The sequence below is a fragment of the Pseudomonas sp. QC2 genome (assembly GCF_002859085.1).
Classification (GTDB): Bacteria; Pseudomonadota; Gammaproteobacteria; order Pseudomonadales; family Pseudomonadaceae; genus Aquipseudomonas; species Aquipseudomonas petroselini.
The window spans coordinates 1-23598 of record NZ_PKKS01000023.1 but is presented as its reverse complement, the minus strand read 5'-3'; the positions used below and the strand labels follow the sequence as shown (position 1 = coordinate 23598).

The 23598-nt window shown below is 60.8% G+C and carries 20 protein-coding genes and 1 rRNA gene; 10 read left to right on the top strand and 11 right to left on the bottom strand.

The annotated features are described in order from the left end of the window. From QCBJ_RS20805 to QCBJ_RS20795, 3 genes are all read right to left on the bottom strand, one after another. A complete protein-coding gene (locus QCBJ_RS20805; RefSeq protein ID WP_102061529.1) occupies window positions 1–1107 on the bottom strand; it encodes an efflux RND transporter periplasmic adaptor subunit in 1107 nt (368 codons plus the stop codon). A gap of 18 nt (window positions 1108–1125) precedes the next feature. Further along, window positions 1126–2349, bottom strand: coding sequence for a TolC family protein (locus QCBJ_RS20800; RefSeq protein ID WP_145994237.1), 1224 nt, complete (start codon window positions 2347–2349; stop codon window positions 1126–1128). Between the two features lie 109 nt (window positions 2350–2458). After that, a complete protein-coding gene (locus QCBJ_RS20795) occupies window positions 2459–3364 on the bottom strand; it encodes a cation diffusion facilitator family transporter (protein WP_102061528.1) in 906 nt (301 codons plus the stop codon). 260 nt (window positions 3365–3624) lie between these two features. Between QCBJ_RS20795 and QCBJ_RS20790 the strand changes: the two genes are divergently transcribed. Next, window positions 3625–4995: a gluconate:H+ symporter gene (locus QCBJ_RS20790; protein WP_043204738.1), complete on the top strand. Its 1371-nt coding sequence runs from the start codon at window positions 3625–3627 to the stop codon at window positions 4993–4995. Between the two features lie 2 nt (window positions 4996–4997). Here the strand turns inward: QCBJ_RS20790 and QCBJ_RS20785 are convergent, their stop codons facing one another. Then, complete coding sequence (locus QCBJ_RS20785; RefSeq protein WP_102061527.1) at window positions 4998–6287, bottom strand: MFS transporter; 1290 nt, start codon at window positions 6285–6287, stop codon at window positions 4998–5000. Window positions 6288–6472: 185 nt separating this feature from the next. Here QCBJ_RS20785 and QCBJ_RS20780 point away from each other — a divergent pair, with 185 nt between their 5' ends. The 5 genes from QCBJ_RS20780 to QCBJ_RS20760 all read left to right on the top strand — a co-directional run bounded on the left by QCBJ_RS20780 (window position 6473) and on the right by QCBJ_RS20760 (window position 12091). After that, entirely contained in the window at window positions 6473–7891 is a 1419-nt protein-coding gene (locus QCBJ_RS20780) for a short-chain fatty acid transporter (protein ID WP_046034146.1), read from the top strand. Window positions 7892–8016: 125 nt separating this feature from the next. After that, window positions 8017–8337, top strand: a complete 321-nt coding sequence (locus QCBJ_RS20775) for a hypothetical protein (protein ID WP_012722066.1) — start codon at window positions 8017–8019, stop codon at window positions 8335–8337. Between the two features lie 93 nt (window positions 8338–8430). Further along, window positions 8431–10131 (top strand): acid phosphatase, encoded by a 1701-nt coding sequence (acpA, locus tag QCBJ_RS20770; protein WP_102061526.1) that lies wholly within the window; start codon window positions 8431–8433, stop codon window positions 10129–10131. 122 nt (window positions 10132–10253) lie between these two features. Then, entirely contained in the window at window positions 10254–11423 is a 1170-nt protein-coding gene (locus QCBJ_RS20765; protein WP_102061525.1) for a hypothetical protein, read from the top strand. A gap of 146 nt (window positions 11424–11569) precedes the next feature. Further along, window positions 11570–12091 (top strand): hypothetical protein, encoded by a 522-nt coding sequence (locus QCBJ_RS20760; protein WP_064054670.1) that lies wholly within the window; start codon window positions 11570–11572, stop codon window positions 12089–12091. Here the strand turns inward: QCBJ_RS20760 and can are convergent. Beyond that, complete coding sequence (can, locus tag QCBJ_RS20755) at window positions 12088–12732, bottom strand: carbonate dehydratase (RefSeq protein WP_003188288.1); 645 nt, start codon at window positions 12730–12732, stop codon at window positions 12088–12090. The two genes, QCBJ_RS20760 and can, sit on opposite strands and share 4 nt — an antisense overlap. A gap of 139 nt (window positions 12733–12871) precedes the next feature. Here can and QCBJ_RS20750 point away from each other — a divergent pair, with 139 nt between their 5' ends. Beyond that, the gene (locus QCBJ_RS20750) at window positions 12872–13276 is read left to right on the top strand and encodes a serine kinase/phosphatase (protein WP_093542352.1); all 405 of its coding nucleotides are present in this window, start codon (window positions 12872–12874) and stop codon (window positions 13274–13276) included. Between the two features lie 121 nt (window positions 13277–13397). Here QCBJ_RS20750 and rimI read toward each other — a convergent pair whose 3' ends face one another. Both rimI and QCBJ_RS20740 read right to left on the bottom strand, forming a co-directional pair. Continuing rightward, the gene (gene rimI, locus QCBJ_RS20745; RefSeq protein ID WP_003188286.1) at window positions 13398–13850 is read right to left on the bottom strand and encodes a ribosomal protein S18-alanine N-acetyltransferase; all 453 of its coding nucleotides are present in this window, start codon (window positions 13848–13850) and stop codon (window positions 13398–13400) included. After that, window positions 13843–14589: a hypothetical protein gene (locus QCBJ_RS20740; RefSeq protein WP_052308614.1), complete on the bottom strand. Its 747-nt coding sequence runs from the start codon at window positions 14587–14589 to the stop codon at window positions 13843–13845. The genes rimI and QCBJ_RS20740 overlap by 8 nt, the downstream gene beginning before the upstream one ends. Before the next feature lie 187 nt (window positions 14590–14776). On the opposite strand from QCBJ_RS20740, the gene mksB reads away from it, so the two are divergent. Genes mksB through mksF form a run of 3 tightly spaced genes read left to right on the top strand, consistent with a single transcriptional unit; the run spans window position 14777 to window position 19588 of the window. Further along, window positions 14777–16054, top strand: a complete 1278-nt coding sequence (gene mksB / locus QCBJ_RS20735; protein WP_012722060.1) for an Mks condensin complex protein MksB — start codon at window positions 14777–14779, stop codon at window positions 16052–16054. Then, complete coding sequence (mksE, locus tag QCBJ_RS20730) at window positions 16044–16751, top strand: Mks condensin complex protein MksE (RefSeq protein WP_012722059.1); 708 nt, start codon at window positions 16044–16046, stop codon at window positions 16749–16751. The genes mksB and mksE overlap by 11 nt, the downstream gene beginning before the upstream one ends. After that, the gene (gene mksF / locus QCBJ_RS20725) at window positions 16748–19588 is read left to right on the top strand and encodes an Mks condensin complex protein MksF (RefSeq protein ID WP_012722058.1); all 2841 of its coding nucleotides are present in this window, start codon (window positions 16748–16750) and stop codon (window positions 19586–19588) included. Before mksE ends, mksF begins: the two co-directional genes overlap by 4 nt. 172 nt (window positions 19589–19760) lie before the next feature. On the opposite strand, the gene QCBJ_RS20720 is transcribed toward mksF, so the two are convergent. The 4 genes from QCBJ_RS20720 to rrf form a co-directional block, all read right to left on the bottom strand. Further along, window positions 19761–22064, bottom strand: coding sequence for a PqiB family protein (locus tag QCBJ_RS20720; protein WP_012722057.1), 2304 nt, complete (start codon window positions 22062–22064; stop codon window positions 19761–19763). Next, window positions 22057–22680, bottom strand: a complete 624-nt coding sequence (locus QCBJ_RS20715) for a paraquat-inducible protein A (RefSeq protein WP_012722056.1) — start codon at window positions 22678–22680, stop codon at window positions 22057–22059. The genes QCBJ_RS20720 and QCBJ_RS20715 overlap by 8 nt, the downstream gene beginning before the upstream one ends. Continuing rightward, entirely contained in the window at window positions 22667–23326 is a 660-nt protein-coding gene (locus QCBJ_RS20710; protein ID WP_012722055.1) for a paraquat-inducible protein A, read from the bottom strand. The genes QCBJ_RS20715 and QCBJ_RS20710 overlap by 14 nt, the downstream gene beginning before the upstream one ends. 160 nt (window positions 23327–23486) lie before the next feature. Further along, window positions 23487–23598, bottom strand: a 5S ribosomal RNA gene (gene rrf / locus QCBJ_RS20705); the annotation flags it as partial.

Sequence of the window (23598 nt, the reverse complement as noted above, 5' to 3'; positions counted from 1 at the left end):
TCAATGGGCGTGCTCGGCCGAGCCTTTGCCCAGTTCGGACTTGAGGATGAAGCTGCCAACCGTGGCCACCTGCGCCCCGGCATCGAGGCCCTGGCGCACTTCGACGTAGCCGTTTTCGCTCGCGCCGAGTTCCAGGTGACGGGTGACAAAACCGTGCTCGGTGCGCACGAATACCGAGGGTTTGTCCTCGACGGTCTGGATCGCCTCCTGGGGCACGGTAACCTTGGCCTGGAACGTGTCGGTGGCCAGTTGTACGCTGACAAATAGGCCAGGCCGCCAGGCGTCATCGGGGTTGGGCACACTCACGCGCACAGTGGCGGTGCGTGTCTGCTCGCCGAGCAGGTTGCCGACATAGGCCACGGTGCCGAGCACCTCGGTGCCCATTTCGGTGGAGCTGACGTTGACCGGCTTGCCGACGCGTACCTTGTTCAAGTCCTTGGGAAATACACCAAAGGTCACCCACACCTGGGACAGGTCCGAGAGGGTGAAGGCATTACTGGTCTCGCTCACCACTTCGCCGACGCCCAGGTGTTTTTCCACCACGACGCCGGCGAAGGGCGCACGCAGTTCGTAGCGATTGCCGCCGACCAGTACGGCGCTGCCGCTTAATGCGGTCATCTTTTGGCGGGCGTTGTTCAGGGCGATTTCGGCTTCTTGCAGCGCTTGGCGCGCCAGCAGGTAATCTTGCTCGGCAGAAATCTTGTCCTGCCACAACTGCCGCTCTCGCTGGAAGGTGGTGCGGGCCAGTTCGACGCGCCGCTCACTGGCGGCCAACTCACTGCGTTGATCGGAAATCTGCTGGCTGGCGATCACCGCCAACAGCTCCCCTTTCTTCACCGACTGGCCGAGGTTGACCTTGACCGACTCCACCACGCCCGCCGCACGCGGCACGATGTGGGAGGTACGGTCTTCGTCGAAACGCACTTCTCCCGGCAGCACCAGCAACGTGCTGATAGACCGCGGTTGAGCCTGGGCGACCTGAATGCCGGCGGCCTGAATCTGCTGCTCGGTGAGTTCCAGTTCGCCTTCTTCTTCCTCGGCCTTAGCAAAGCTGCACAGCATCAGGCTCAAGGCGACGGCAAGCGCCACGCCGTGGGTGTTGTTCATAGGGGACTCCAGGAAAAATCAAAACCGGGCGAGGTCGCCGTAAATTCGTTCGATACGCACCCAGGCGTCGGTGGCCTGGGCGGTGGCCGTGAGGTACTGGGTGCGGGCCGCGATCAGGGTGCGCTGGGCGTCGAGCACGTCGAGGAAACTGAACTTGCCCATCTCAAAGCCACGGGTGGCGCTGTCCACCGCCTCTTGCGCGGCGGGCAGGATCTGCTGGTTGAAGGCGCGCACTTCGGTATTCGCGGTTTGCCACAAGTCGAGGGCCTGACGGGTTTCGGTGCGCAGGCGCAGTTCGGCGGCGTTGCGCAGGTCGCGGGCCTGATCGGCGCGGCGCGTGGCCGCCAGCACATTGCCCTGATTGCGGTTGAACAGCGGGATCGGCATCGACACCCCCACCAGGTTCACGCGCTCACGCACGCTGGCGTCGTATTGGCTGCCGATGGACACGTCGAGGTCGGGAATACGCTGGGCTTTTTCCAGGCCGACGCTGGCTTCGTTTTGCAGGATGTTCAGTTCGGCCAGGCGCAGTTCAGCGGTTTGTTCGAGGTGCGCCAACAATTGGGTAGCGGGCGGCAAGGCAGGCGTGGATTGGGTGTGTGTGGCAACGACTTGGAAGTCCGGCACGGCGTTGCCGGTACTCGCGGCAAGGCGGCGATAAGCATCGGTGAGGCCTATCTGAGCGCGGTTCAATTCCAGGCGCATTTCCGACAACTGCACCTGCGCGCGGGTCGCTTCCACCGGCGAGGTTTTGCCAGCGGTGACACGACCGTTGGCGACGGCCAGTCCGCGTTCGGCCACGGCCATGGACCGCTGCGCCAGGTCGAGGCGTTCCTGGGCGCGAAGCGCGCCGTAGTAGTTGTCGATGACTTCGGCGCGCAGGGTGTTGCGGCGCTGTTCCAACGTCAGCGCGGCGGCGTTCTGGGCTAGGGTGGCAACGTCGATGCGCGCACCGCGCTTGCCGCCCAGTTCCAGGGTCTGGCTGAGCTTAACGGTGGTGGTGCGGGAGTTACGACGGGTGTCTTCGGCATCCCAGGAGGCCACCGGATTCGGGATCAACCCCGCCTGCTGGCGGCCGCCCTGTGCAATGTCGATTTCCCATTGCGCGGCCGCCAGGTCAGGGTTGTTGGCAAAGGCGGTTTGCAGGGCCGCATCGAGGGTCAGGGTTTGTGCACCGACCCCTTGTGCCGTCGCCAGAAACACGACGATCGACCACAGAAATGTTCTTGCGCGAATTGGCATAACGAGAGTTCCAGGCCCATGAAATGGCGGATAAATCCAAGCCGGGGCACTGTAGCTTTCGGTACTTATCAGAGCGGTGTGCAGAACATTACAAATCCGTTAGCCAGGATCAGGCATGCACCTCGTCATGTTCGTCATGCGCAAAGCCGGCACCTTCGACCTGGATGGTCGCATGGGAAATATCGAATTTCTCATGCAGCAGTTCCGTCACTTGGACGAGGATTTGTTGTTCCGTGCCGAGCGCCGAATCCGCCACCAGATGGGTGCTCAGCACATTCTTGCCACTGGTGAGCGCCCAGATATGCAGGTCGTGTACATCCTTGACCCCACGCACACCGCGAATAGCCTGCTCCACCTGTTCGATGTCAATGCCGTCCGGCACGCCTTGCAGCAGCACGTTCATGCTTTCCTTGAGCAACGTCCACGTGCGTGGCAACACCCAGAAACCAATGGCCGCGGCGACCAGCGAGTCGACCCAGCCCCAGCCTGTGTACAGGATCACCAGCGCCGCGATGATCACGCCGATGGAACCGAGTATATCGCTCCAGACCTCCAGGTATGCGCCCTTCACATTCAGGCTTTCACCACTGGCGGCGCTCAGCAGGCGCATGGAAATCAGGTTGACGATCAGCCCCAGTACGGCAATCACCAGCATGCCGGTGGACTGTATCTCGGCGGGCGCCTGCAGCCGCTGATACGCCTCGTAGAGAATGTAGAACGCAACGACGAACAACAGCAGCGCATTGAACGCCGCGGCAAGGATTTCGAAACGCGCATAGCCGAAGGTGCGCTTGCGGTCTGCGGCACGCTTGGCCACCTGGATTGCCACCAGGGAAATGCCCAGGGCCAGGGCGTCGGTCATCATGTGCGCGGCATCGGACAACAGCGCCAGGCTGCCGGTGATAAATGCACCGATGACCTCGGCAACCATGAAACTGCCGGTCAGGCCCAGGGCGAGCCATAACAGACGCTCGTGACCGGCGCGTACCTTGGCGTGGTTGTGTCCTGCGCTCATGGAAAATCCTCGTGGTGGTAAATGTTCTCGTGGGCCTTGCCGGCGAGCGGGCTCTTACGCAGGGGCACGAGGATCATAGAGCGATAGGCCGGATCCATCGGCATGGGTTGCAAAATTGTCATCTGCACGCCAAGCCATTGTTACCTTTAAATGCACCAAAAGTGCGCTTGAACGCTCTGGCACAGTTGTATCAGGTATGCTTTTCGAACAGGAAACAAAAAGAAACAATTTTCCCAACCTGTTCGATAAGGAGTCCCGTTTTGGAGTTATCGACTGCCGCGTGGATGGTTCACGACACCCGCCTTATGCTCTGCGTACTGCTGGCCATCGCCAGCATCATTGTGCTGATCAGCGCGACCAAACTGCCGCCCTTCCTGTCGATCCTGATCGGCACCTTCATCGCCGGTGTCGGCGCCGGCTTGCCGCCGGAAGAAGTGGCCAAGGCGTTCAGCAAAGGCGCCGGGGCGATCCTCGGTGAAGCGGGGATCATCATTGCCCTGGGTTCCATGCTCGGCGCGTTGATGGCGGAATCCGGCGCGGCCGACCGCATAGCCACCACCCTGCTAGGACTGGGCAAGGGTAAGTCACTGCCGTGGGTGATGGCGCTGGTGGCCATGGTGATCGGCTTGCCGCTGTTTTTTGAAGTGGGCCTGGTGATGATGGTGCCAATCATCTTTGTGATGGCCAAACGTTCGAACCAGCCGCTGCTGAAAATCGCCATTCCGGCGCTGGCCGGCATGACCACCCTGCACGCCCTGATGCCACCGCATCCGGGGCCGCTGATTGCGGTTGGCGCGTTGCACGCCGACCTGGGCCTGACCATGTTGCTGGGCTTCTGCCTGGCGGTGCCGGCGGTGATCCTCGCTGGCCCGCTCTACGGCAACTGGCTGTCCAAGCGCCTGCATGTGGATGAGCCGGCCGACATCGGCGCGCTGTTCAGCGCACCGCCCAAAGCGCCGCGCCAGCCGAGCTTTGGTGTGTCGTTGCTGATCATTCTGTTGCCGGTGATTCTGATGCTGGGCAGCACCTTGGCCAAGGTCGCGCTGCCGGCCGAAAGCACGGTCGGCCTGACCTTGAAGTTCCTCGGCGAACCGCTGATCGCCCTCGGCCTGGCCGTGATCGCCGCCGTGATCTGCCTGGGCTGGGCCGCCGGCATGCCGCGTGCCGAGGTCGGCAACACTCTGCGCAAAGCCCTCGCCCCCATCGCCGTGTTGCTGTTGACCATCGGCGCCGGCGGCGGCCTCAAGCAAACCCTGCTGGACGCCGGCGTCAGCCAGACCATCAGCAAGGTCGCCGAAGGCGCGCACATGCCGTATCTGCTGCTGGCCTGGTTGATCGCCGTAGCGCTGCGCCAGGCCACCGGCTCGGCCACCGTCGCCACCACCACGACCGCAGGCATCCTCGCGCCGATGATGGCGGGGTTAGCGGCGACGCAAAGCTCGTTGGTGGCCCTGGCGATTGGCGCCGGCTCGGTGTTCTTCTGCCACGTCAACGATGCCGGGTTCTGGATGGTGCGTGAGTACTTTGGCTTGCAGTTGAAGCAGACGATCTGGGTGTGGTCGGTATTGCAGACGATTGTGTCCGTCGTGGGCTTGATCGGTACGTTGCTGATGTGGCACTTCTTGACTTAAAACTAGGCTGCCAAGGTGTGGCGCTTACCAAACAGCCCCACACTCACCACGCCCACCGCCCCCATCACCACGCAGTAAATCACGCAAATCCAGGGGCTGGTCGGCATCAGTGCAATCAACATCAACGGCGTCGTACTTGCCCACAGCGCGTAGGCAATGTTGTAGGTAAAGGAAATCCCCGACACCCGCACCTGCGCCGGAAACAGGCCGACCATCACCGACGGCACCGCGCCCACCACGCCGCAACTCAAGCCTGCGACGGCATACGCCGCGCCCAGCCAGACGCCGCCGTTGATCAAGCTGGCGTACAGAATGCCAATCCCTAACGGCAATAGCAGGCTGTAGACCAGCACCGCGCGCCAGGCGCCGATGCGGTCTACCAGCAGGCCGGCCAGTACGCAGCCGATATTCAGGAACACGATGCCCAAGGCGCTCAAGGCGAAGGTGTGGCTGGGGCTCATGCCGAAGGTTTTTTGCATCATGGTGGGGGTGATGACCACGAGGACGACCACCGCCGAGGTGAGCACGCAGGTGAGGATCATCGCGGGTAGCAGGACGGCGCGGTGGTCGCGAAGCACGGTGCGCAAAGGCAGCTCTGCGGCCGCCTGGCGGCGGGCCTGCATTTCGAGGAACACCGGGGTCTCATTGAGCCAGCGGCGCAGCCACACGCCGATCACGCCGAATACCCCGCCGAGCAGGAAGGGGAAGCGCCAGGCGTAGTCGAGGATTTCGGCCGGGGTGAAGACTTGCGCCAGCAAGGTCGCGGTGAGCGCGCCGAGCAGGTAGCCGAAGGTCAGGCCGGCTTGCAGGAAGCCCAGGGCGTAGCCGCGATGAGGGGCGGGAGCGTGTTCGGCAACGAAGGTCCAGGCGCTGGGCACTTCACCCCCCACTGCTGCGCCTTGCAGCACGCGCAGCGCCAGCAGGATCAGCGGTGCGAAATAACCGATGTGTGCATAGGTGGGCATGATCCCGATCAGCAGGCAGGGCAAGGCCATCATCAGGATGCTCAGGCTGAACACGCGCTTGCGCCCCAGGTGATCGGCAAAGTGCGCCATCAGGATGCCGCCCAGCGGGCGGGCCAGGTAGCCGGTGACGAAGATGCCAAAACTTTGCAGCAGGCGCAGCCACTCGGGCATTTCCGGCGGGAAGAACAGTTGGCTCAAGGTCAGCGCGAAAAACACGAAGATGATGAAATCGTAGATTTCCAGGGCACCGCCCAGGGCGGCCAGGCCCAGGGTTTTGTAGTCGGAGCGGGAAAAACGCTGCGCCTGTAGGGGAAAGGTGGCAGTCATATGAAGGCTCGGCAGACAAACAAAATGGCGTGCAGGTTATGAGGTGAGCAGGATGATGGCAATCACGGCAGATATATTTGTTTTCCTCATGGATCGATGAAGATAACTGCATTCCCATATCAATGGCCGTAGCGGAACATGCCGTAAAACTGCCAACACCATAATAAAGACAAGAGGAAAGACTCGTGGCCGATGCTATCGAAGAAAGCCGCTATGCCCGATTTGCCCTGCGCTGTTCCAACTTCGCCGAACGCTGGTTTCCCGACTCCTGGGTATTTGCCGCGCTCGCCGTGATCATCGTCGCCGTGGCGACCCTGGGCATGGGCGCCGCACCGACCGAAGCCGCCAAGGCTTTTGGCGATGGGTTCTGGAGCCTTATCCCGTTTACCATGCAGATGGCCTTTGTGGTGATTGGTGGTTATGTCGTGGCCAGTTCGCCGCCGGCGGTAAAACTGATAGACCGCCTGGCGCGTATCCCGAAGAACGGCCGCTCCGCCGTGGCCTGGGTGGCGTTGATCTCGATGGTCGCGTCCTTGCTCAACTGGGGCCTGTCCCTGGTGTTTGGCGGTTTGTTGGTGCGGGCGCTGGCGCGTCGTACGGATTTGCGCATGGATTATCGCGCGGCCGGGGCTGCGGCTTACCTGGGGCTTGGCGCGGTGTGGGCGTTGGGGCTGTCGTCGTCGGCCGCACAGTTGCAGGCCAACCCGGCCAGCCTGCCGCCATCGATTCTGTCGATCACCGGGGTGATCCCGTTCACGGACACTATCTTCCTGTGGCAATCCGGCGTGCTGTTGCTGGCGTTGATCGTGGTGTCGCTGATCATCGCCTACGCCACCGCACCCGGCCCGAACAGCGCCCGCGATGCCAAGGCCTGCGGCGTCGACCCGGCGTTCAACCTGCCCAAGCTGCAAGCCCCCACACGTCCAGGTGAATGGCTGGAACACAGCCCGCTGCTGACCATCCTGCTGGCGGTGCTGGCGGCGGGCTGGCTGTTCCATGAGTTCTCGACCAAGCCAGCGATCAGTGCGATCTCGGGGCTGAACACCTATAACTTCCTGTTCATCATGACCGGCGCCCTGCTGCACTGGCGTCCGCGCAGTTTCCTCGACGCGGTGGCACGCGCGGTGCCGACCACCACCGGCGTGCTGATCCAGTTTCCGCTGTACGGCTCCATCGCGGCGCTGATGACCGTGGTCAAGGGTGGCGACGGCCAGACCCTGGCGCACCATATCTCGACCTTCTTCACCTCCATCGCCTCCCACGACACTTATGCACTGCTGATGGGCGTGTACTCGGCGGTACTGGGCTTCTTTATCCCGTCGGGCGGCGGCAAGTGGATTATCGAAGCGCCTTACGTGATGCAAGTGGCCAATGACCTGCAATACCACCTGGGCTGGGCAGTGCAGATCTACAACGCCGCCGAGGCGCTGCCGAACCTGATCAACCCGTTCTATATGCTGCCGTTGCTGGGGGTGCTGGGGTTGAAGGCGCGGGATTTGATCGGGTTTTCCTTCGTGCAGTTGCTGGTGCACACGCCGCTGGTGTTGTTCCTGCTGTGGGCGTTGGGGACGACGTTGAAGTATTTGCCGCCTGTGATGCCCTAAAAGCTCCTTCTGATGTAATGCGTGGGGTTGTCCTACTCCAGACGACGACAACCCCTGACTCCCTCCACCCAAACCTTTGATTAACCTGACTCGGACACCTACTCACTTAACACCCAGGAGATCCGATGACGCCCCTTTCCAAATCACTGGAAACGTTGATCACTGATATTTATCAGGACGACAACGTTTCATTCACTGAATACAGGACCCTGCGAGACGACGCCGATCGCCGCATGGCCTCGGTTATCGAAGAGTTCGGCCTGCATAACAACGTGACCGCCTTCCAGAAATCCATCGACGTGGCCATGCAGCTGTTGCAGACCAGTGTGATCGATGCAAAAAAGGCCAGGCTGACCGATACGGGTGAGGCCATTGTCAAAGATGCGGTGACGGCCCAGGTGGAGTACTTGCGGGCGGGCAGCCAGCTGGCACTGCGCCTGCTGTGACCCTCTGGTTCAAATCACTGTCTTCGTTCCGTCACATTGCGTTGCTACCGTCCTGCGAAATATCTTGCAACATCTCGCCAGGACTCCCGCGCAATGAGTGACGATCACGAAGACCGCCTTTCCCCCGATTCCGTAACGCAACCGTCGGTGGACACCAGCCGTCGGCGTTTCCTCGGGGGCGCGGCGGTGTTGGGGGTCGGCGCGACCTTGAGTGCCTGCGGCAATACCAGCGAGGCACCGGGTAAACCGGTGGCGCGACCGCTCACGCCACAAGAGCTGGACAAGGCGTTGCACGACCAGGTGAAAACCGTGGTGGTGATCTATGCCGAGAACCGCAGTTTCAACAACCTGTTTGCAGATTTCCCTGGTGTGGAGAAACCACTGTCGGCGCTTTCCGCTGCCGATACACAGCAACGCGACCGCGACGGCAGTGTGCTGACCACCCTGCCTCCGGCCTGGGGCGGCGTGTTGCAGGTCGGCCCGCAAACGGTGGACGGGGTGACCTACCCCAGCGAAGTGCAATTCCAGGAAAACCTGCCCAACGCGCCATTTGCCCTCAAGGGCCCGAATGCCGAAGACCTGCCTTTGAGCCTGGTCACGCGTGACCTGTGGCACGTGTTCTATCAGAACCAGATGCAGATCAACGGCGGCAAGAACGACGGTTTTGTCGCCTGGGCAGACTCAGGCGGCCTGGTGATGGGCCATTACGCCCAGAGCCGTTATTCCCTGCGCCTGTGGGACGTGGCCAAGGAGTTTGTACTCTGCGATAACTTCTTCCAGGGCGCGTTTGGTGGCTCGTTCCTCAACCATCAATACCTGATCAGCGCCACCGCGCCGTTTTACCCGAATGCCGCGCAATCGGTAGCCAAGGCGCAGATCGCCACGCTGCAGAGCGATGACCCCACCGACCCGCGTCTCAAGCCGCTGGACAAATCCCCGGCCAGCGCTATGACCGGTCCGCCGCAGTTCGGTCCGAGCGCCCTGACCCCGGATGGTTACGGTGTGAATACCCTGGCCCCGCCCTATTGGCCGACCTGGATCCGCGACCCGGAAAACCCGGATTACGCAAAGGCCGATCTGCCTAACGTGCTGGTGCCGCAAACCCACGAACACATCGGTGACAAGCTGTCGAAAAAGAATGTCGATTGGGCCTGGTACGCCGGTGCGTGGCAAGCGACCCTGGACCAATTCAAGGATTCGGGCGGCATCCCGAAGATTCCGAACTTCCAGTACCACCATCAGCCGTTCAACTACTTCAAGCAGCAGGGCCCGGAAAACCGCGCCGAGCGTGACAAACGCCTGCGCGATGGCGGTTTGGGGGATGAATCGAACACCAACCGGTTCTTTGCCGATGCCGAGGCCGGCAAACTGCCCGCCGTGACCTTCTACAAACCCCAGGGCAACTTGAACATGCACGCGGGCTATGCCGACGTAGCCTCGGGCGACCGTCATATCGCGCGCGCCTTGAAAGTGCTGCAAGAGAGCCCGCAGTGGAAAAACATGGTGGTGGTGGTGACCGTCGATGAAAACGGTGGCTGGTGGGACCACGTCGCGCCGCCCAAGGGCGACCGTTGGGGGCCGGGTACGCGGGTGCCAGCGATCGTGGTGTCACCGTTCGCGCGCAAAGGCACGGTGGACCATACGGTGTACGACACGGCGTCGATTCTGCGGCTGATCACCCGGGTGTTTCAGCTGGAGACCCTGGACGGCCTTAAGCAACGTGATGACGCAATGATCGCCCGCGGCCAGAAACCGATGGGGGACTTAAGCAACGCCTTACAGTTCAACCTGTAGGTTTTCTTATCCAATAGCGACACAGCGGCTGATTTAGCACGCGGTTTCCCTGGTCAGCCGCTACTGTGTGGAGGTGGGCTTTCACCCCGCGCAGACGGGCTTTCGCTGACAAGGAAACAACAATGTTTAAACCGACCAGGTTGTGCTTCACCCTGGCCGCACTGATGGCGAGTGCGGTCGTACAGGCCGATATCGAGGTACCGCTGGGCAGCACTCAGCGCGTAACCCAACTGTTTGCCTTCCCCAACAACTGCAATGTGATCTGCTTTCGGCCATGGACGCTGGAGCAGACTGCCGAGCACTATCTGAACCAGAGCCTGCAACGGGATGGCTACAGCCGGGCGAAAGTCAGCGTCAAGACCCATGACGGGCAGGTATCGGCGACCTTCAGCGGTGTGCCTGACAGTTATGGCCAGCCCCTGACCACGTTGCTCAATACCGCAGACCTGGCCTATCAAGGTGCCAGCAACCTCAACAGCGACGGCAAGTGGGCCTACAACTGGTACTTGTTCCTGCCACTGGGCATGGCCTTGGAAAACCGTAAAAGCATCGAGCTGCTGCATTTCCCGCCGGACTACTCGCTGACTCAAGCCCAGGATTACCTCGAATCGGCCACCACCGACCGCTGGGCCACCCTGCTCACGGATAATGGCATCCCGGCGACCGAAACCCCGGCGTACCAGACCATCATCGATATCGCGCCCATCGCCGCGCCTTCCAATGCGGGCAAGGACTTGGAAAACGTCTACAGCTACTTCACCGATTACCAGACGCGCATGGTTCAAGAACTGAGCCTGCCCGCCAAAGGCGCTTTGCCGATGGTGGCGTTCGGCGCGCCGGTGCGCAGCTGGATCAAACAACAATACGGGCAGAGCGTGGCAGTGCTGGGCCTGGCGCAGATCAGCCCGGCCGCCGGCAAAACCGTCTCGGTGTTGGGCGCCAACCACCCGAGTTACATCTGGTATGCAGCCAGCCCCGACACCTACGACGGCAACGAGCAGAAGGCCGACGAAGCCGGTCTGAAGGTGATGGGCCAGGATCTGAGCGCCGCGTGCTGGCAGGCCGGGATGGGCCAAAAACCGGCGAGTGATGCGAACGTGCTGCTCAAGGCGTGCATAAATACCTGGCAAGTCACGCGCAAGGAGCAAACCTGTGAGTTGTTTTATACCTCGGTGCGCAACCTGTCCCCGGAAGAAGCCAACGCGAAATGTGCCACCCCGGCCATAAAAGCCCAGTTGAAGCAGCTGAAAAGCGCCGCCCCTGCTCCAGCCATCGCAGCCCCGGCACTGTAGCCGGTACACAAATAACCGATTTCTACTGTCAACATTGACAGTAGAAATCGGATCCATGTTGAGCGAGTCTTGAGCCGCACCCATCCGCTGCAAGACTGGTAGTCAGCCACCACCCGCAGGTCGATGCAGCCTGAACCAGGAGAGTTATGAAAACTCAAGCCATGGAAAAGGCTAAAACCACTGCAAGCGAGTGCCTTTACCCCTTCAACTCCACACTGGGAAAGGGCTACCCTTCGACGAAACACTTCGAAGTGGTGCACGCAGTCGATGGCATGGGCGCCGGTATCAAAGCGCAAGTCGCCTTCGATAGTCGCGTCTGCATCGCCAAGATCTCCGGCTATGCCCTCAGTGAACGACGCCTGCATACTTTGCAGTTGTCATCCCGCCTGCACCTCTATGACTGTTGGTTCACTGGCCTGCTCTCTCATTCCTGCGAACCGAACGTGTTTCTCGACCTGCATTACCTGGAGGTCTGGACCCTGCATGAGATCCTCGCCGGCGACCTCCTGACCATGGATTACGCCAGCACCGAAGACGTGCTGTTCCGGCAGTTCGCTTGCCAATGCCGCGAGCTGAACTGCCGAGGCTGGGTCACCGGTCGCGATGAGCCATTGAACGCCGAGGGACAAGCGTTCATGACCCGGTGGCGCGAGCGCAAACGCCCTTAGGCTTCGCCCAGCGGACGCAGGCGATACTGCGGCGGCAACTGCTCGAAACCACTGATGGTGGTGTTCAAGCTCTTCCAACGGCCATCCTTGATGCCGTAGATGCAGCCATGAATCGACAGGCTCTGCCCGCGATGCCAGGCGTTTTGCACAATGCTGGTGTGGCCGACGTTAGCCACTTGCTGGATCACATTCAGCTCGCACATGCGGTCTACGCGCTCTTCTTCGGTAGGCAATTGGGCCAACACGTCGCGGTTTTCGTAGTAAAGGTCACGAATGGTGCGCAGCCAGCCGTCGATCAGGCCGAACTGGCGGTCTTGCATCGAGGCGCGTACGCCGCCGCAGCCGTAGTGGCCGGTGACGAGGATGTGTTTGACCTTGAGCACGTCCACCGCGTACTGGATCACCGACAGGCAGTTGAGGTCGGTGTGCAGCACCACGTTCGCAACGTTACGGTGCACGAACAGATCACCCGGCAGCATGCCGACGATTTCGTTGGCTGGTACGCGGGCATCGGAACAGCCGATCCACAGGTATTCCGGGGTTTGCTGGCGGGCGAGCTTGGCGAAGAATTCGGGATCTTCCTGTTTGATCGCATCCGCCCAGCGTTCGTTGTTATCAAGCAGGTCTTGTAGTTCGTTCATCAGGGAAAGCCTCAGGAATGATGCGCAGTTTTGTGACTGACAACCCCTCGTCCAGGTCACGCCGCACGCAAATTAGCTTGAATCTTTGGGGAGCCGAGCCTGTCCACACACTATAAGCCCCACAGTATGAGGATTGGCCATGACTGAATCACGACGTCCCTACGGCGCTACCCAGCCCGAACCCATTGATGACAACGAAGATCGCATGGGTTCGATGCGCGAGCTGGATTTTGACGATAAGCAACCGACCGCAGAGATCGGCGATGAGATCCCGCGCCGCGAGCGCGAGCACTTGATGCCCGACGAACGGGTGCGAGAGGCCGGGATGACCGGCGCTTCGACGGATGATCATGAATCGACCGACGATGACATGAGCCCCGAAACGCTGATCCATGAAGACGGTGCGCGGGATGCCCAGGAAGCCGGCGAAAGTGAACCGGCCGACTGGGATTTGAGCATCGTGGATGAGGATGAGATTGGCGGCGGGAATGGGTTGGATGAGGCGGAGCTGGCGGATATCGACCCCGTCGACGGCAACCGCTGACATACCGTAGATCCAAATGTGGGAGGGGGCTTGCTCCCGATAGCGGTGGATCAGTCGACACCTGCATTGACTGACAGCCTGCCATCGGGAGCAAGCCCGCTCCCACAGTGGTTTTTGTGACTTAGTCGACCAAGGTGCAGGCCATCACGACCGCATCTTCGCGGCCACCCACGGCGGGGTAGTAGTCGCGCCGACGGCCGATTTCATTGAAGCCATATCGTTCATAAAGACGAAACGCGCCGGTATTGCTGTCGCGCACTTCCAGGAAGCATTCCCGCGCATTGGCGGCATACGCGCGGGACATCAGGTGCTCCAGCAGCGCCAGGCCGAGGCCACGGCCCTGGTTTTCTGGCTTCACGGTGATGTTCAGCAAATGCGCTTCATCCAGGATGATCTGCACCACGCCGTGGCCCACCTGCTGCTCACCTTCGAACATCAGCCAGATCTGGTACTTGCCCAGCCCGTCGAGAAAGATCCCACGGGTCCAGGGGTGGCTGAACGCCGCGTATTCGATTTTCAGCACGGCGTCGAGGTCAGCCTCGGTCATCGGGCGGAAGGATAAAGCCTCACTCATCGGTTGTTTTCCAGCGCGCCATCAGCCGGCGCATGGCTTGCCAGACATCAGCCTTACGCTGTGGCTCTTCCATTAATAATTCCAGGCCCGGCAGGGCCCACACCGTGCCCAGGCTGTCGACCTGCAGCTCGCGGTACCAGGCTTCGGCATTGGCTTCACCGGCAAAGCGCACGGCGGGCAGGCCGATCAGCCACAGGCACACACAGGGTTCGTCTTCCAGGCGTGCCGAGACGAAGCCTTGCACAAAGTCCCGCGCGGCTTCCGGGCCCTGGTCCATGGTGCCACGCACCAGCAGCGGCCAACGTACGGGGTCGCCGACGATTTGCGGGCTGTCGGGCAGGCCGGCGGCGCGCAGCATGTCCTTAAGCAGCATGTAGGCGGGGTCGCGGGTCTGGAAGCGTTCGCCGGTCGGCAACTCCACCAGCAGCAGGCAGCGCCCGGCCCGCAGCAATTGCAGGGCGAAACGCGGCGGCGGCACCACCGGGGCCTTGACCACCGGGGCGGCCTCCTCGACCACCTTGGCCGCCTTGACCACCGGCGAAGGGCGCGGCACTTCGATCTTCGCCCGTTCGACGGCCGGGCGCGATTCCGGAGTGGGTTTGACCACCGCCACCGGTGCAGCCGCCTCCTCCCCCGACGACTCGAACGCCTCATAGGGCTCAGGCGCCTGCAACAGCTCGGGCCGCGACGGCGCGGCAAACGGCAGTTCGGTGCGGGGCAGCCAGTTGACCACCTGCATGGCGGTCAAGTAAGCGCGACGTCGGGACTCGATAAGCACAGCTCGGCCACTTGTGGATAACTAAAGAGCGGGGATTCTACCGCTGTTCGGCAACAATCGCCCACTGCACACTGACCGGCTGTGGATAAATCCCGCGCCCGATGCAGTACAATCGCGACTTTTAATCGCCAACCAGCCGGCCATTCCGATGATCGAACCCAAGCGCGTCTTGCGCGCCCTCGCCGAACACTGGGCCCTGCTTGAGCCACTGTGCGAACACTTCGACCAAGGCACCCTGAGCCTGAGCGAACTGCGCGCGCAATTGGCGGCCCAACAACTGGACAGCACGCCCCAGGACATCACCAGCCTGCTGGACGTGTGGATTCGCCTGGATATCCTGGTGCCTGTCGCCAAGAGCCCGAACCGTTTCGAGCTCAACGCGCAGATCCACGACTTCCTGGCGTATCTTCGCAAGGAGCACCGGCTTGGCCTGTGCCTGGAAATCGAAGCCTACCTGCGCCACCTCGAGCGCCTGGCCGGTTATATCCAGGACGCCTTCGACATCCGTGATGGCCACGACCTGGCCCGCCAGCTGCGCCTGCTCGACATGCGCGTGCGCGACGTGTTGAAAAAACTCGCCAACGACGAACAGGCCCTCGCCGCCGTGGCCGACCGCGCCAAGACCAGCGACCGGCAGATTCCGTTACGCCAGCGTTACGCCGAAGTCCTGGCGACCTGGGACGAATACGTCGAACCGATGATCCAACTGGTGAACGCCGACGGCGCCTTCGAGCAAGGCGTGCGCAAGGTGGAGAACGTGCTGCTGCGCATGCTCACCGAGCAGCAGCGCCTCGGCCACCTGGTGGACGACGACATGCTGCTGCGCACCCACGCGCGCATCCTCGAGATGCAGACCAGCGCCCAGCTGACCCTGCGTCATGCCCGCGAGCTGCTACTGCCGCTGCGCGAAGAAGCGCGCCGGCATAATGCTGTGACCCGTGGCGCGGCGTTGGCCTTGTCGGCCATCCGACGTAAAGGCCTGGACGCGGTGCCACAGGCGGCGATGCCGATGTTTACCCGGCCGCAAAGCACCTTCCTCGGCAGTGCCAGCCAGGTCGAGGCCTATGTGTATGCCCTGGCGAACTTCGAGCCGAAGCCGGCGCGGTTCCCCAAGGCGCACAAATCCCACAAGGGCGACGCCCAGCGGGCACCGCGCACGGTCAAGGAAATGCTCGAGCGCTGCGAAGACGCACTGCCGATGCCGGACCTGATGACCTGGCTGCTGGAGCAGGAACCGGACGGCGCCACCGACGAATTGCTGTACTGGTTCTCGCGCCTCTCGCGCGAAAAGCGCTTCAAGCGCGAACGCCTGGAACGCCGCGATTACCACACACACGAGCACCAGGTCAGCCTGCGCTCATTCGCCCTGCTCCCGGCCAGCACCGACTCCGCCGAGAATTCTGCGAGCACGCCTTATGCATCTTGATCTATCCGAACTGTCCCAGCTGGCACCGATCTTTCGCGAGCTGTTCAAGGGTTACCACGTCAGCCGCCGCGACCCGGAGCTGTACGCACAACTGTCGAATTTCCAGGACCAGTACCGCACGCTGTTCAAGGCCCTGGGCTTTGAGCTGGTGTGCGATACCCGTGGTTTCTACTACTTCGTGCCGGACTCGGCCATCGCCAGTGCGCAGGTGAACAAGACCGCCCAGCGCCTGGCGTTGTTCACCTTCATCATCGTCGAGCATCTGGCCGATCAGGGCCGCGACCCGATTGCCGTGCTGGATGGTGGCAGCCTGGGCCGTGATGAGTTGCCGTCGCTGCTGGAGAAGTACCGCGACCTGTTTATCCAGGCCGAGGTGCAGACCCAGGAAGAACTCGAAGAGAAAATCATGCGCCGTATGACCCAGCTGGGTTTTGCCAGCGAAGACAACGGCATTTATCGCTTCCTGCCGCCCATGCACCGCTTCCTCGATGTGTGCCTGTCGGTGCAACAAGACCGCGACCTCGCAGCCAGCGTGCACAGCGTGTTGCCGCTGCCGGCACCGGTGATCATCGACGAAGACAGCGATGAGAAATTGCTGAAAACCGATGACCCACTCGACTTGAGCGACTTCGCGGATGAAAGCGAAGAAGACGCCCTGGCACGTGCCATTGCCGAAGAACAGGAGACCGACGCATGAGCAAGGAACGCTACGGCATCCGCCGCTTCGCCCTATTGAACACCGCCGGCTACAGCCTGGGCTTGTTCCCGCTGGAAGAACCGCTGTCGGTGTATGGCGCGAACAACCTGGGTAAATCCGCGTCGATCAACGCCTTGCAGTTCCCGATCCTGGCGCGCATGTCAGACATGAGTTTCGGCAAGTACACCCTGGAGCAATCGCGGCGCTTCTACTTCGCGACCGACACCAGCTACATCCTCGTGGAAGTCTCCCTGCCCCACGGTCCGCACGTGATCGGCGTGGTCGGGCGCGGCCCTGGCGGCGGTTTCGGGCACCAGTTCTTTGCCTACGCCGGTAAGCTGGACCTGGCTCACTACCAGAAGAACGACACCTGCCTGCGTCAGAAAGAGCTGTTCACCAACCTGGAACGCGAAGGCCTGAAAGCCTACGAACTCAAGCCGGATGAACTGCGCCGGTTGTTGGTGGGTGGTCATACCTCGATCCCGCTGGACCTGACGCTAATCCCGCTGCGATCCACCAGCGAGCAGAGCCTGAAGACCTTCCGCGCGCTGTTTATCAACCTGCTGCACATGCGCGAAATCACGGCGGCCAAGCTCAAGCAACTGTTTCTGGATGCGTTTGAACACAGCCTGCGTTCTGGCAGCGTGGATTACATCGCGGCGTGCGAAGAAGCCTTCCGCGATGTGCGACGCATGGAGCAGGACTACAACTCGCTGGTAGCGGCCGGCCCGCTGGTTGAAGCGCTGTCCAATGGCGTTCGCCAGCGCGACGTGTTGCGCGGCAAATTGCATCGCCTGTCGCCACTGCTGGATTCGTTGCTGGGCACCTGGTCGGACTACGCCAGTGCGCGCAAAGAAGAGCTGACGATCCAGGCCGAGCACTACCGCAATGAGCAGGATGCGCTGCAGAACGACCAACGTGGCGGCACCCAGGAGCTGATGCGCCTGGAGCGGGAAATCAGCGGGATCCAGCGTTGGTTGGGCGAGCTGTCGGTGCTCAAGCATCGCTTTGCGCTCGTGGATGACGTGAAAGTACTGGAGCAACAGCTGCTGGCGGCCAAGGATGCTCACGATGAATTGGCGGGCGCCCTCGCGCAGTCGCGGCAGTTCAGCGCCGAGGATTTAGACGAGCGTCTGCGCGACCTGGAAAAGCGCTTGAAGTCGGTCAAGCAGCAGCTCGACCACGCCGACAACAACAGCTACGCCAAACTGCGGGAAGAATTCTCACAGCAGGATGTCGAGCGTCTGATGCGCCTGTTCAACAGCTCGTTGTTCAGCCTGCCGTTGGGCGAGCATGGCATCACGCTGGATGAGGACGGCCAGTGGGTCAAATCCCTGGAGCAGATCCTGGATGGCTTCAAGGGCGAGCGTTTTGAAGTGCCGGGGCTGTCCATCGACATCTCGCACATCGAACCACCGGCCTTACAGGCTTTGGCGGATCGCGCTGCGTTGCGCGACCAGAAAGAGCGACTGGAGAAAGAACTCAAGCAGCTGAAAACCCAGCAGGCTGTCGCGTCTGACCGCGCCGCGAGCAAGACCCAGACCGAAGCGCTGTACCAGCAGGTACTTGACGCACAGAAGGCCCTCGAAGACTTCCGCCGCGCACAAACCCTAAGCGCGGAAGAAGGCGAGAAGCTGGAAAACCTGGCGCAGATGGAAGCGGCGCAAGATGAGTTGAAACGCTCCAGCGATGCGTTCACCGAGCGCGTCCAGCAACTGTCGGCCAAGCTGCAACTGGTAGGCCGCCAGATCGGCGATATGGAAGCCAAACAGCGTACGCTGGATGACGCGTTGCGCCGTCGCCAGCTGTTGCCGGCGGACTTGCCGTTCGGCACACCGTTCATGGACCCGGTCGACGACTCCATGGACAACCTGCTGCCGCTGCTCAACGACTATCAGGACAGCTGGCAAGGGTTGCTGCGCGCCGATGGCCAGATCGAGGCGTTGTATGCGCAGGTGCGCCTCAAGGGCGTGGCCAAGTTCGACAGTGAAGATGATGTCGAGCGTCGCCTGCAACTGCTGATCAATGCGTATGCGCATCGCACCGATGAAGCGTTGACGTTGGGCAAGGCACGTCGCGCGGCGGTCACTGACATTGCGCGTACCCTGCGCAATATCCGCAGCGACTACGACAGCCTTGAGCACCAGTTGGCGTTGTTCAACCGCGAGATCAACAAGCGTCAGGTCTCCAACCTGCAGAGCTTCCGGATCGTGTTGGCACCGAACAAGGAAGCGCTCAAGCATATCGACCAGATTATCCACAGTGCCGGTCAATACGAAGAGGGCGAGACCCTGTCGGTGTTCGACCTCAGCCAGAGCGCCGAGCAGGACAACAAGAACGAAGAAGCCAAGGAATACCTCGCGCGCCTGGTGGCTGCCAACCATAACCAGCTGGGCCTCAAGGACCTGTTCGAGCTGGCCTTCGAGATCACCAAGGTGCATGGCCAACCCGTGATCCATACCGACATTGATGGCGCGGCGTCCAACGGCACCACCATGACCATCAAGGCGCTGACCAACATGTACTTGTTGCTGCACTTGATGGACCGCGACCAGGCCGGGCGTGTGCGCTTGCCGTACTACCTCGACGAGGCGGCGGATATCGATGAGAAGAACCAGGCGGCGTTGCTGGAAACCAGCTTGCAGCTGGGCTTTGTGCCGATCCTCGCCAGTGTGAAGCCGCAGGTGTCCGCCCAGGTGGCGATCGACCTGGAAGGCGGTAGCGGGCCAAACGGGATTTATATCGATGAGGCGGATTGGAAGTATATCCGTCGTCATGATGCGGTGAAGGCGACGGTGAATGTGCAGGCGGATGAGCCGGAGTTGGATGAGGTCTGAGTTTTTGCGCTGAAATGCAAAAGGCCCCTGGATGAGAATCCAAGGGCCTTTTTTTGTGTTGTTTGTGCCGGCGCCTTCGCGGGCAAGCCGTTCCCACAGCTAACTGCGTTTATCCTGTAGGAACGCAGTCAAATGTGGGAGCCGGGCTTGCCCGCGATGGCCGCGACTCGGTCTATTTACCGAGTGGAATCTTAGGCGCCCAAGTGAGCCATTCATCTTCGAACTTGTCGAACAGCGGGAAGGTTTGCTGCGGCCGAGCGGCGTTGCCCATGCGCTCGCCGTCTGGGGTGGCGAAGGCGATGCCGCCGGCAACCAGGGTTTCCAGCGATTCGGTGCGTACGGTGGCGCCTTTGAACAGGCCGAAGTCGAGGCCAAAACCGCTGGTGTTCCAGAAGCGGCTGCCACTGCGTACCAAGGGTGCGTACTTGGGCTCGATCAGGACATGGATGAGTACACGGTCCGCCGTTTGGCCCAACTCGTAACCTGTTACTTTGCCGACGGTAACTTCGCGATAGGTGACCGGTACGCCTTCCTTGAGCGAACCGCGGCGTGCGGCGCTGAGTGTCAGGCTCAAGCCAGCTTCCTGGTGGGCGGCTTCAGGAGGCTGGTCCAGCGCGACAAAGCTCTTTTGCGGGCCAGCGTTTTTCGCAGCCGGCTGCACTTCGATGTATTGCCCGGTAACCAGGGTTTCGAGGTTGGAGGTTTTCATCAGGCCCAGCTCAGGCTTGACTACCCAGAACTGGCTGCCGACGCGCGCAATGCGGTCCGCTACCTGGGTGATACGTGCACTGAGCACTACCGACTGCATATCCGCACTGAGGTCGACACTTTCGATCTTGCCCACGTCCAGGCCCTTGAAGCGCACCGGGGTGCCAGGGCGCATGCCATCGGCGCGGTCGACTTTGATAGTGACCAGAGTGCCATGTTGGTTGGCGGCGTCTCGGTCGGCAAACAGACGGAAACGCGGAATGCGTTTTTTCAGCGGTACGTTCGGTTGCGGGGTTTCAAACGCGATACCGCCGGCCATCAAGCTGGCCAGGGATTCACTTTTCACCTGAATGCCACCGGTGAGCCCACCGGTCAGGGTGACACCGCTGGCATTCCAGAAGCGCGTCGAGCCGTTGACCAGATTTTCGTATTCCTTCTCGATGTGAACGCCGATCACCAACTGTTTGTTCTTGCGCGAGAATTGGTAGCTCTGCACCGAGCCGACCTTGACCTGTTTGTAGAGAACCGGGCTGCCGACATCCAGGGAGCCGAGGTTATCGGTAAACAGCACCATGTGCAGGCCCGGTGAACGCAGGTCCAACGGTGGCGCTTTGGCGCGGGCGATGTACTCGCGTTGTGGTGGAGTGCCTTTGTCACCTGGGCGAATGGCGATGTAGTTGCCTTTGACCAAGGCTTCAAGGCCAGTGATGCCGGCCAGGGAGATAGAGGGTTTGACTACCCAGAACTGGGTGTCCTGAACCAGGTAATCCTCGGCCAAGGGGTCGAGTGTCAGTTCGGCATTGGCACTGGAAAGATCCGGGTTGATTTTCAGGGTCTTCAGGCTGCCAACTTGGATGCCCTTGTACATGACCGGAGTACGCCCGGCCTGCAGCCCCTCGAAATCTGCCAGCTGAACCTTCACCTTGATCCCGGCGGCGGCGGCGTCGAAATCTTCGTAGAGCCGGAAAGGCAGGCTTGGATCGGTCGGCGGGCTGTCCTTGCGATTCTCGGGCGTGGCGAAGGCGATGCCACCAGCAACGATGCTGGAGAGCGATTCGCTGCGCACCTTCAACCCGGACAGGTTGGCGTCGATGCTGATGCCACTGGCGTTCCAGAAACGGGTGTGTTTGCGCACCAGGCTGGCGTAGGTCGGTTCGATATAGACCTTGATTTCGACGGTGCTCTGGTCCTCGGAAAGCAGGTAGCTTTTGACTTGCCCAACCTGTATCTGCTTATAGAACACCGGGCTGCCACGGTTGAGCGAGCCAAGACGGTCGGCCTTGACGGTCAGGTGAAGACCGGGCTTGGCGTCGGACAAGGGTGGCTCTTCAGAGAGCGCCTTGAATTTGCGCGAGGGCTCACCGTCGCCTGGACTGGCGGCGATGTAGTTACCCGATACCAGGGTTTCCAGGCCGGTGATGCCGGCAAGGCTGACGCTGGGTTTGACCAACCAGAAGCGGGTATTGGTCTTGAGGTATTGCTCGACGTCCTTGTTCATCTCGATGGTGGCAATCACCCCTCGATTATTACCTTCGTCGTCCAGGGCCAGGGCCTTGACCTTGCCCACCGGCATACCTTTGTAGACCACTTCGGTTTTGTTGACTTGGATACCTTCGCCGCTTTCAAAGCGCACTTGGATATCGATGCCCTGCTGGGAATAGGCACGCCATCCCAGCCAGCCACCAATGATCAGGGCAATCAGGGGCAGCACCCAAATGGCCGACCAATTGGAGGCCGGGCGGGTTTTAGCTTTAGGCAAATCACTCATGGTCGTCGTCCGACTCCGTGTTATCCCAAATCAGTCGGGGATCAAAAGTTACTGCGGCAAGCATCGTCAAGATCACCACACTGGCGAACGCTGCAGCACCGAGATTGGCCTCGACACTGGCAAGTCGTCCAAAATTTACAACGGCCACCAAGATGGCAATCACGAAGATATCCAGCATGGACCAGCGACCGATGAATTCGATAAAGCGGTACATCACAATGCGTTGTTGCGCGGACAGCGGTTGGCGACGCTGCACCGAGAACAGTAGCAGACCTATGCCTACCAACTTGAACGTCGGTACTAGGATGCTGGCGATGAATACGACTGCCGCAATCGGGAACATACCGTGCTGCACCAGTTGGATCACACCGGCCATGATGGTACTGGGATCACCTTGCCCCAAGGAATTGATGGTCATGATGGGCAGCAGGTTAGCCGGGATATACAAAATCGCTGCCGTGACCAGCAACGCCCAGGTGCGTGTGAGGCTGTTGGGACGGCGGGCATGGATCAGCGCACCGCAACGCGTGCAGATCTGCTCATCCGAATCAGCGTCTTGTTTGTTCAATTCATGACATTCGGTACAAATCAGAATGCCTGCATCAATCGCCCGCATGATCGTCCTCTCCTGAGAGCGCTTGCCAGATCTGGTGGGGCGACATCACCACCTCAAGCAACACTTGAACCATTAGTAGGCTGACAAAACAGACCAGGCCCAGTCCGACTGTGATGGAGGCCATGTCGGCGAGTTTTACGATCGCCACCAGCACGCCCATCAAATAGACCTCCAACATCCCCCAATCCTTCATGTGATGGTAGATGCGGTACAGCAGCAGTCCATAGCTGCGGCCGATGTTCCAACGGATGCTGAGCAACACTGCCAACTGGCAGAGCAGCTTGAGCAACGGAATGCCCATGCTGCACAGGAACACCACCACAGCCACGCCTTGCATGCCTGTATCAAAAAGGCCAACAACGCCGCTCCAGACGGTGTCTTCAGAGGACTGCCCGAGTAGATTGAGCTGCATGATGGGTAAAAAGTTCGCGGGGATGTACAGCAACAGTGCCGCAAGTACCAGGGCAAGGCTACGTTCAACGACATTGTGGCGGTGAGCATACAGCTCGTAACCGCAACGGGGGCATTGGGCTTTTTCGCCGAGGGCGAGCACTGGCTTGCGCATCAGCAAGTCGCACTCGTGGCATGCCACCAGGTCGTCCAGTGGTAAATCCGACACCTCAAGGGCATCAACCGGATCGGGCATAGATAGGGCTCGGACTCTAAAAAAGGTTAGGTGCCTATTCTAGTGGTCTAGTTCAGAAATAACTGTGCAAATTTGTCAGGGGATCAAGTGTCGGTTTTGGGTTTTCGACCGCCCAAAACAAAACCCCATCTGCTTTCGCAGATGGGGTTTCGGAATTTAATCTTGACGATGACCTACTCTCACATGGGGAAACCCCACACTACCATCGGCGATGCATCGTTTCACTTCTGAGTTCGGGATGGGATCAGGTGGTTCCAATGCTCTATGGTCGT

What these genes read in the sequence shown, in the direction of transcription:
- QCBJ_RS20715 (WP_012722056.1), bottom strand. Translation starts at nt 22,680, where the DNA reads ATGCGGGCGATTGATGCAGGCATTCTGATTTGTACCGAATGTCATGAA.
- QCBJ_RS20795 (WP_102061528.1), bottom strand. Translation starts at nt 3,364, where the DNA reads ATGAGCGCAGGACACAACCACGCCAAGGTACGCGCCGGTCACGAGCGT.
- mksB (WP_012722060.1), top strand. Translation starts at nt 14,777, where the DNA reads ATGATCGAACCCAAGCGCGTCTTGCGCGCCCTCGCCGAACACTGGGCC.
- QCBJ_RS20805 (WP_102061529.1), bottom strand. Translation starts at nt 1,107, where the DNA reads ATGAACAACACCCACGGCGTGGCGCTTGCCGTCGCCTTGAGCCTGATG.
- acpA (WP_102061526.1), top strand. Translation starts at nt 8,431, where the DNA reads ATGAGTGACGATCACGAAGACCGCCTTTCCCCCGATTCCGTAACGCAA.
- QCBJ_RS20765 (WP_102061525.1), top strand. Translation starts at nt 10,254, where the DNA reads ATGTTTAAACCGACCAGGTTGTGCTTCACCCTGGCCGCACTGATGGCG.
- can (WP_003188288.1), bottom strand. Translation starts at nt 12,732, where the DNA reads ATGAACGAACTACAAGACCTGCTTGATAACAACGAACGCTGGGCGGAT.
- QCBJ_RS20710 (WP_012722055.1), bottom strand. Translation starts at nt 23,326, where the DNA reads ATGCCCGATCCGGTTGATGCCCTTGAGGTGTCGGATTTACCACTGGAC.
- mksF (WP_012722058.1), top strand. Translation starts at nt 16,748, where the DNA reads ATGAGCAAGGAACGCTACGGCATCCGCCGCTTCGCCCTATTGAACACC.
- QCBJ_RS20800 (WP_145994237.1), bottom strand. Translation starts at nt 2,349, where the DNA reads ATGCCAATTCGCGCAAGAACATTTCTGTGGTCGATCGTCGTGTTTCTG.
- QCBJ_RS20740 (WP_052308614.1), bottom strand. Translation starts at nt 14,589, where the DNA reads ATGCAGGTGGTCAACTGGCTGCCCCGCACCGAACTGCCGTTTGCCGCG.
- QCBJ_RS20760 (WP_064054670.1), top strand. Translation starts at nt 11,570, where the DNA reads ATGAAAACTCAAGCCATGGAAAAGGCTAAAACCACTGCAAGCGAGTGC.
- QCBJ_RS20720 (WP_012722057.1), bottom strand. Translation starts at nt 22,064, where the DNA reads ATGAGTGATTTGCCTAAAGCTAAAACCCGCCCGGCCTCCAATTGGTCG.
- mksE (WP_012722059.1), top strand. Translation starts at nt 16,044, where the DNA reads ATGCATCTTGATCTATCCGAACTGTCCCAGCTGGCACCGATCTTTCGC.
- QCBJ_RS20775 (WP_012722066.1), top strand. Translation starts at nt 8,017, where the DNA reads ATGACGCCCCTTTCCAAATCACTGGAAACGTTGATCACTGATATTTAT.
- QCBJ_RS20750 (WP_093542352.1), top strand. Translation starts at nt 12,872, where the DNA reads ATGACTGAATCACGACGTCCCTACGGCGCTACCCAGCCCGAACCCATT.
- rimI (WP_003188286.1), bottom strand. Translation starts at nt 13,850, where the DNA reads ATGAGTGAGGCTTTATCCTTCCGCCCGATGACCGAGGCTGACCTCGAC.
- QCBJ_RS20785 (WP_102061527.1), bottom strand. Translation starts at nt 6,287, where the DNA reads ATGACTGCCACCTTTCCCCTACAGGCGCAGCGTTTTTCCCGCTCCGAC.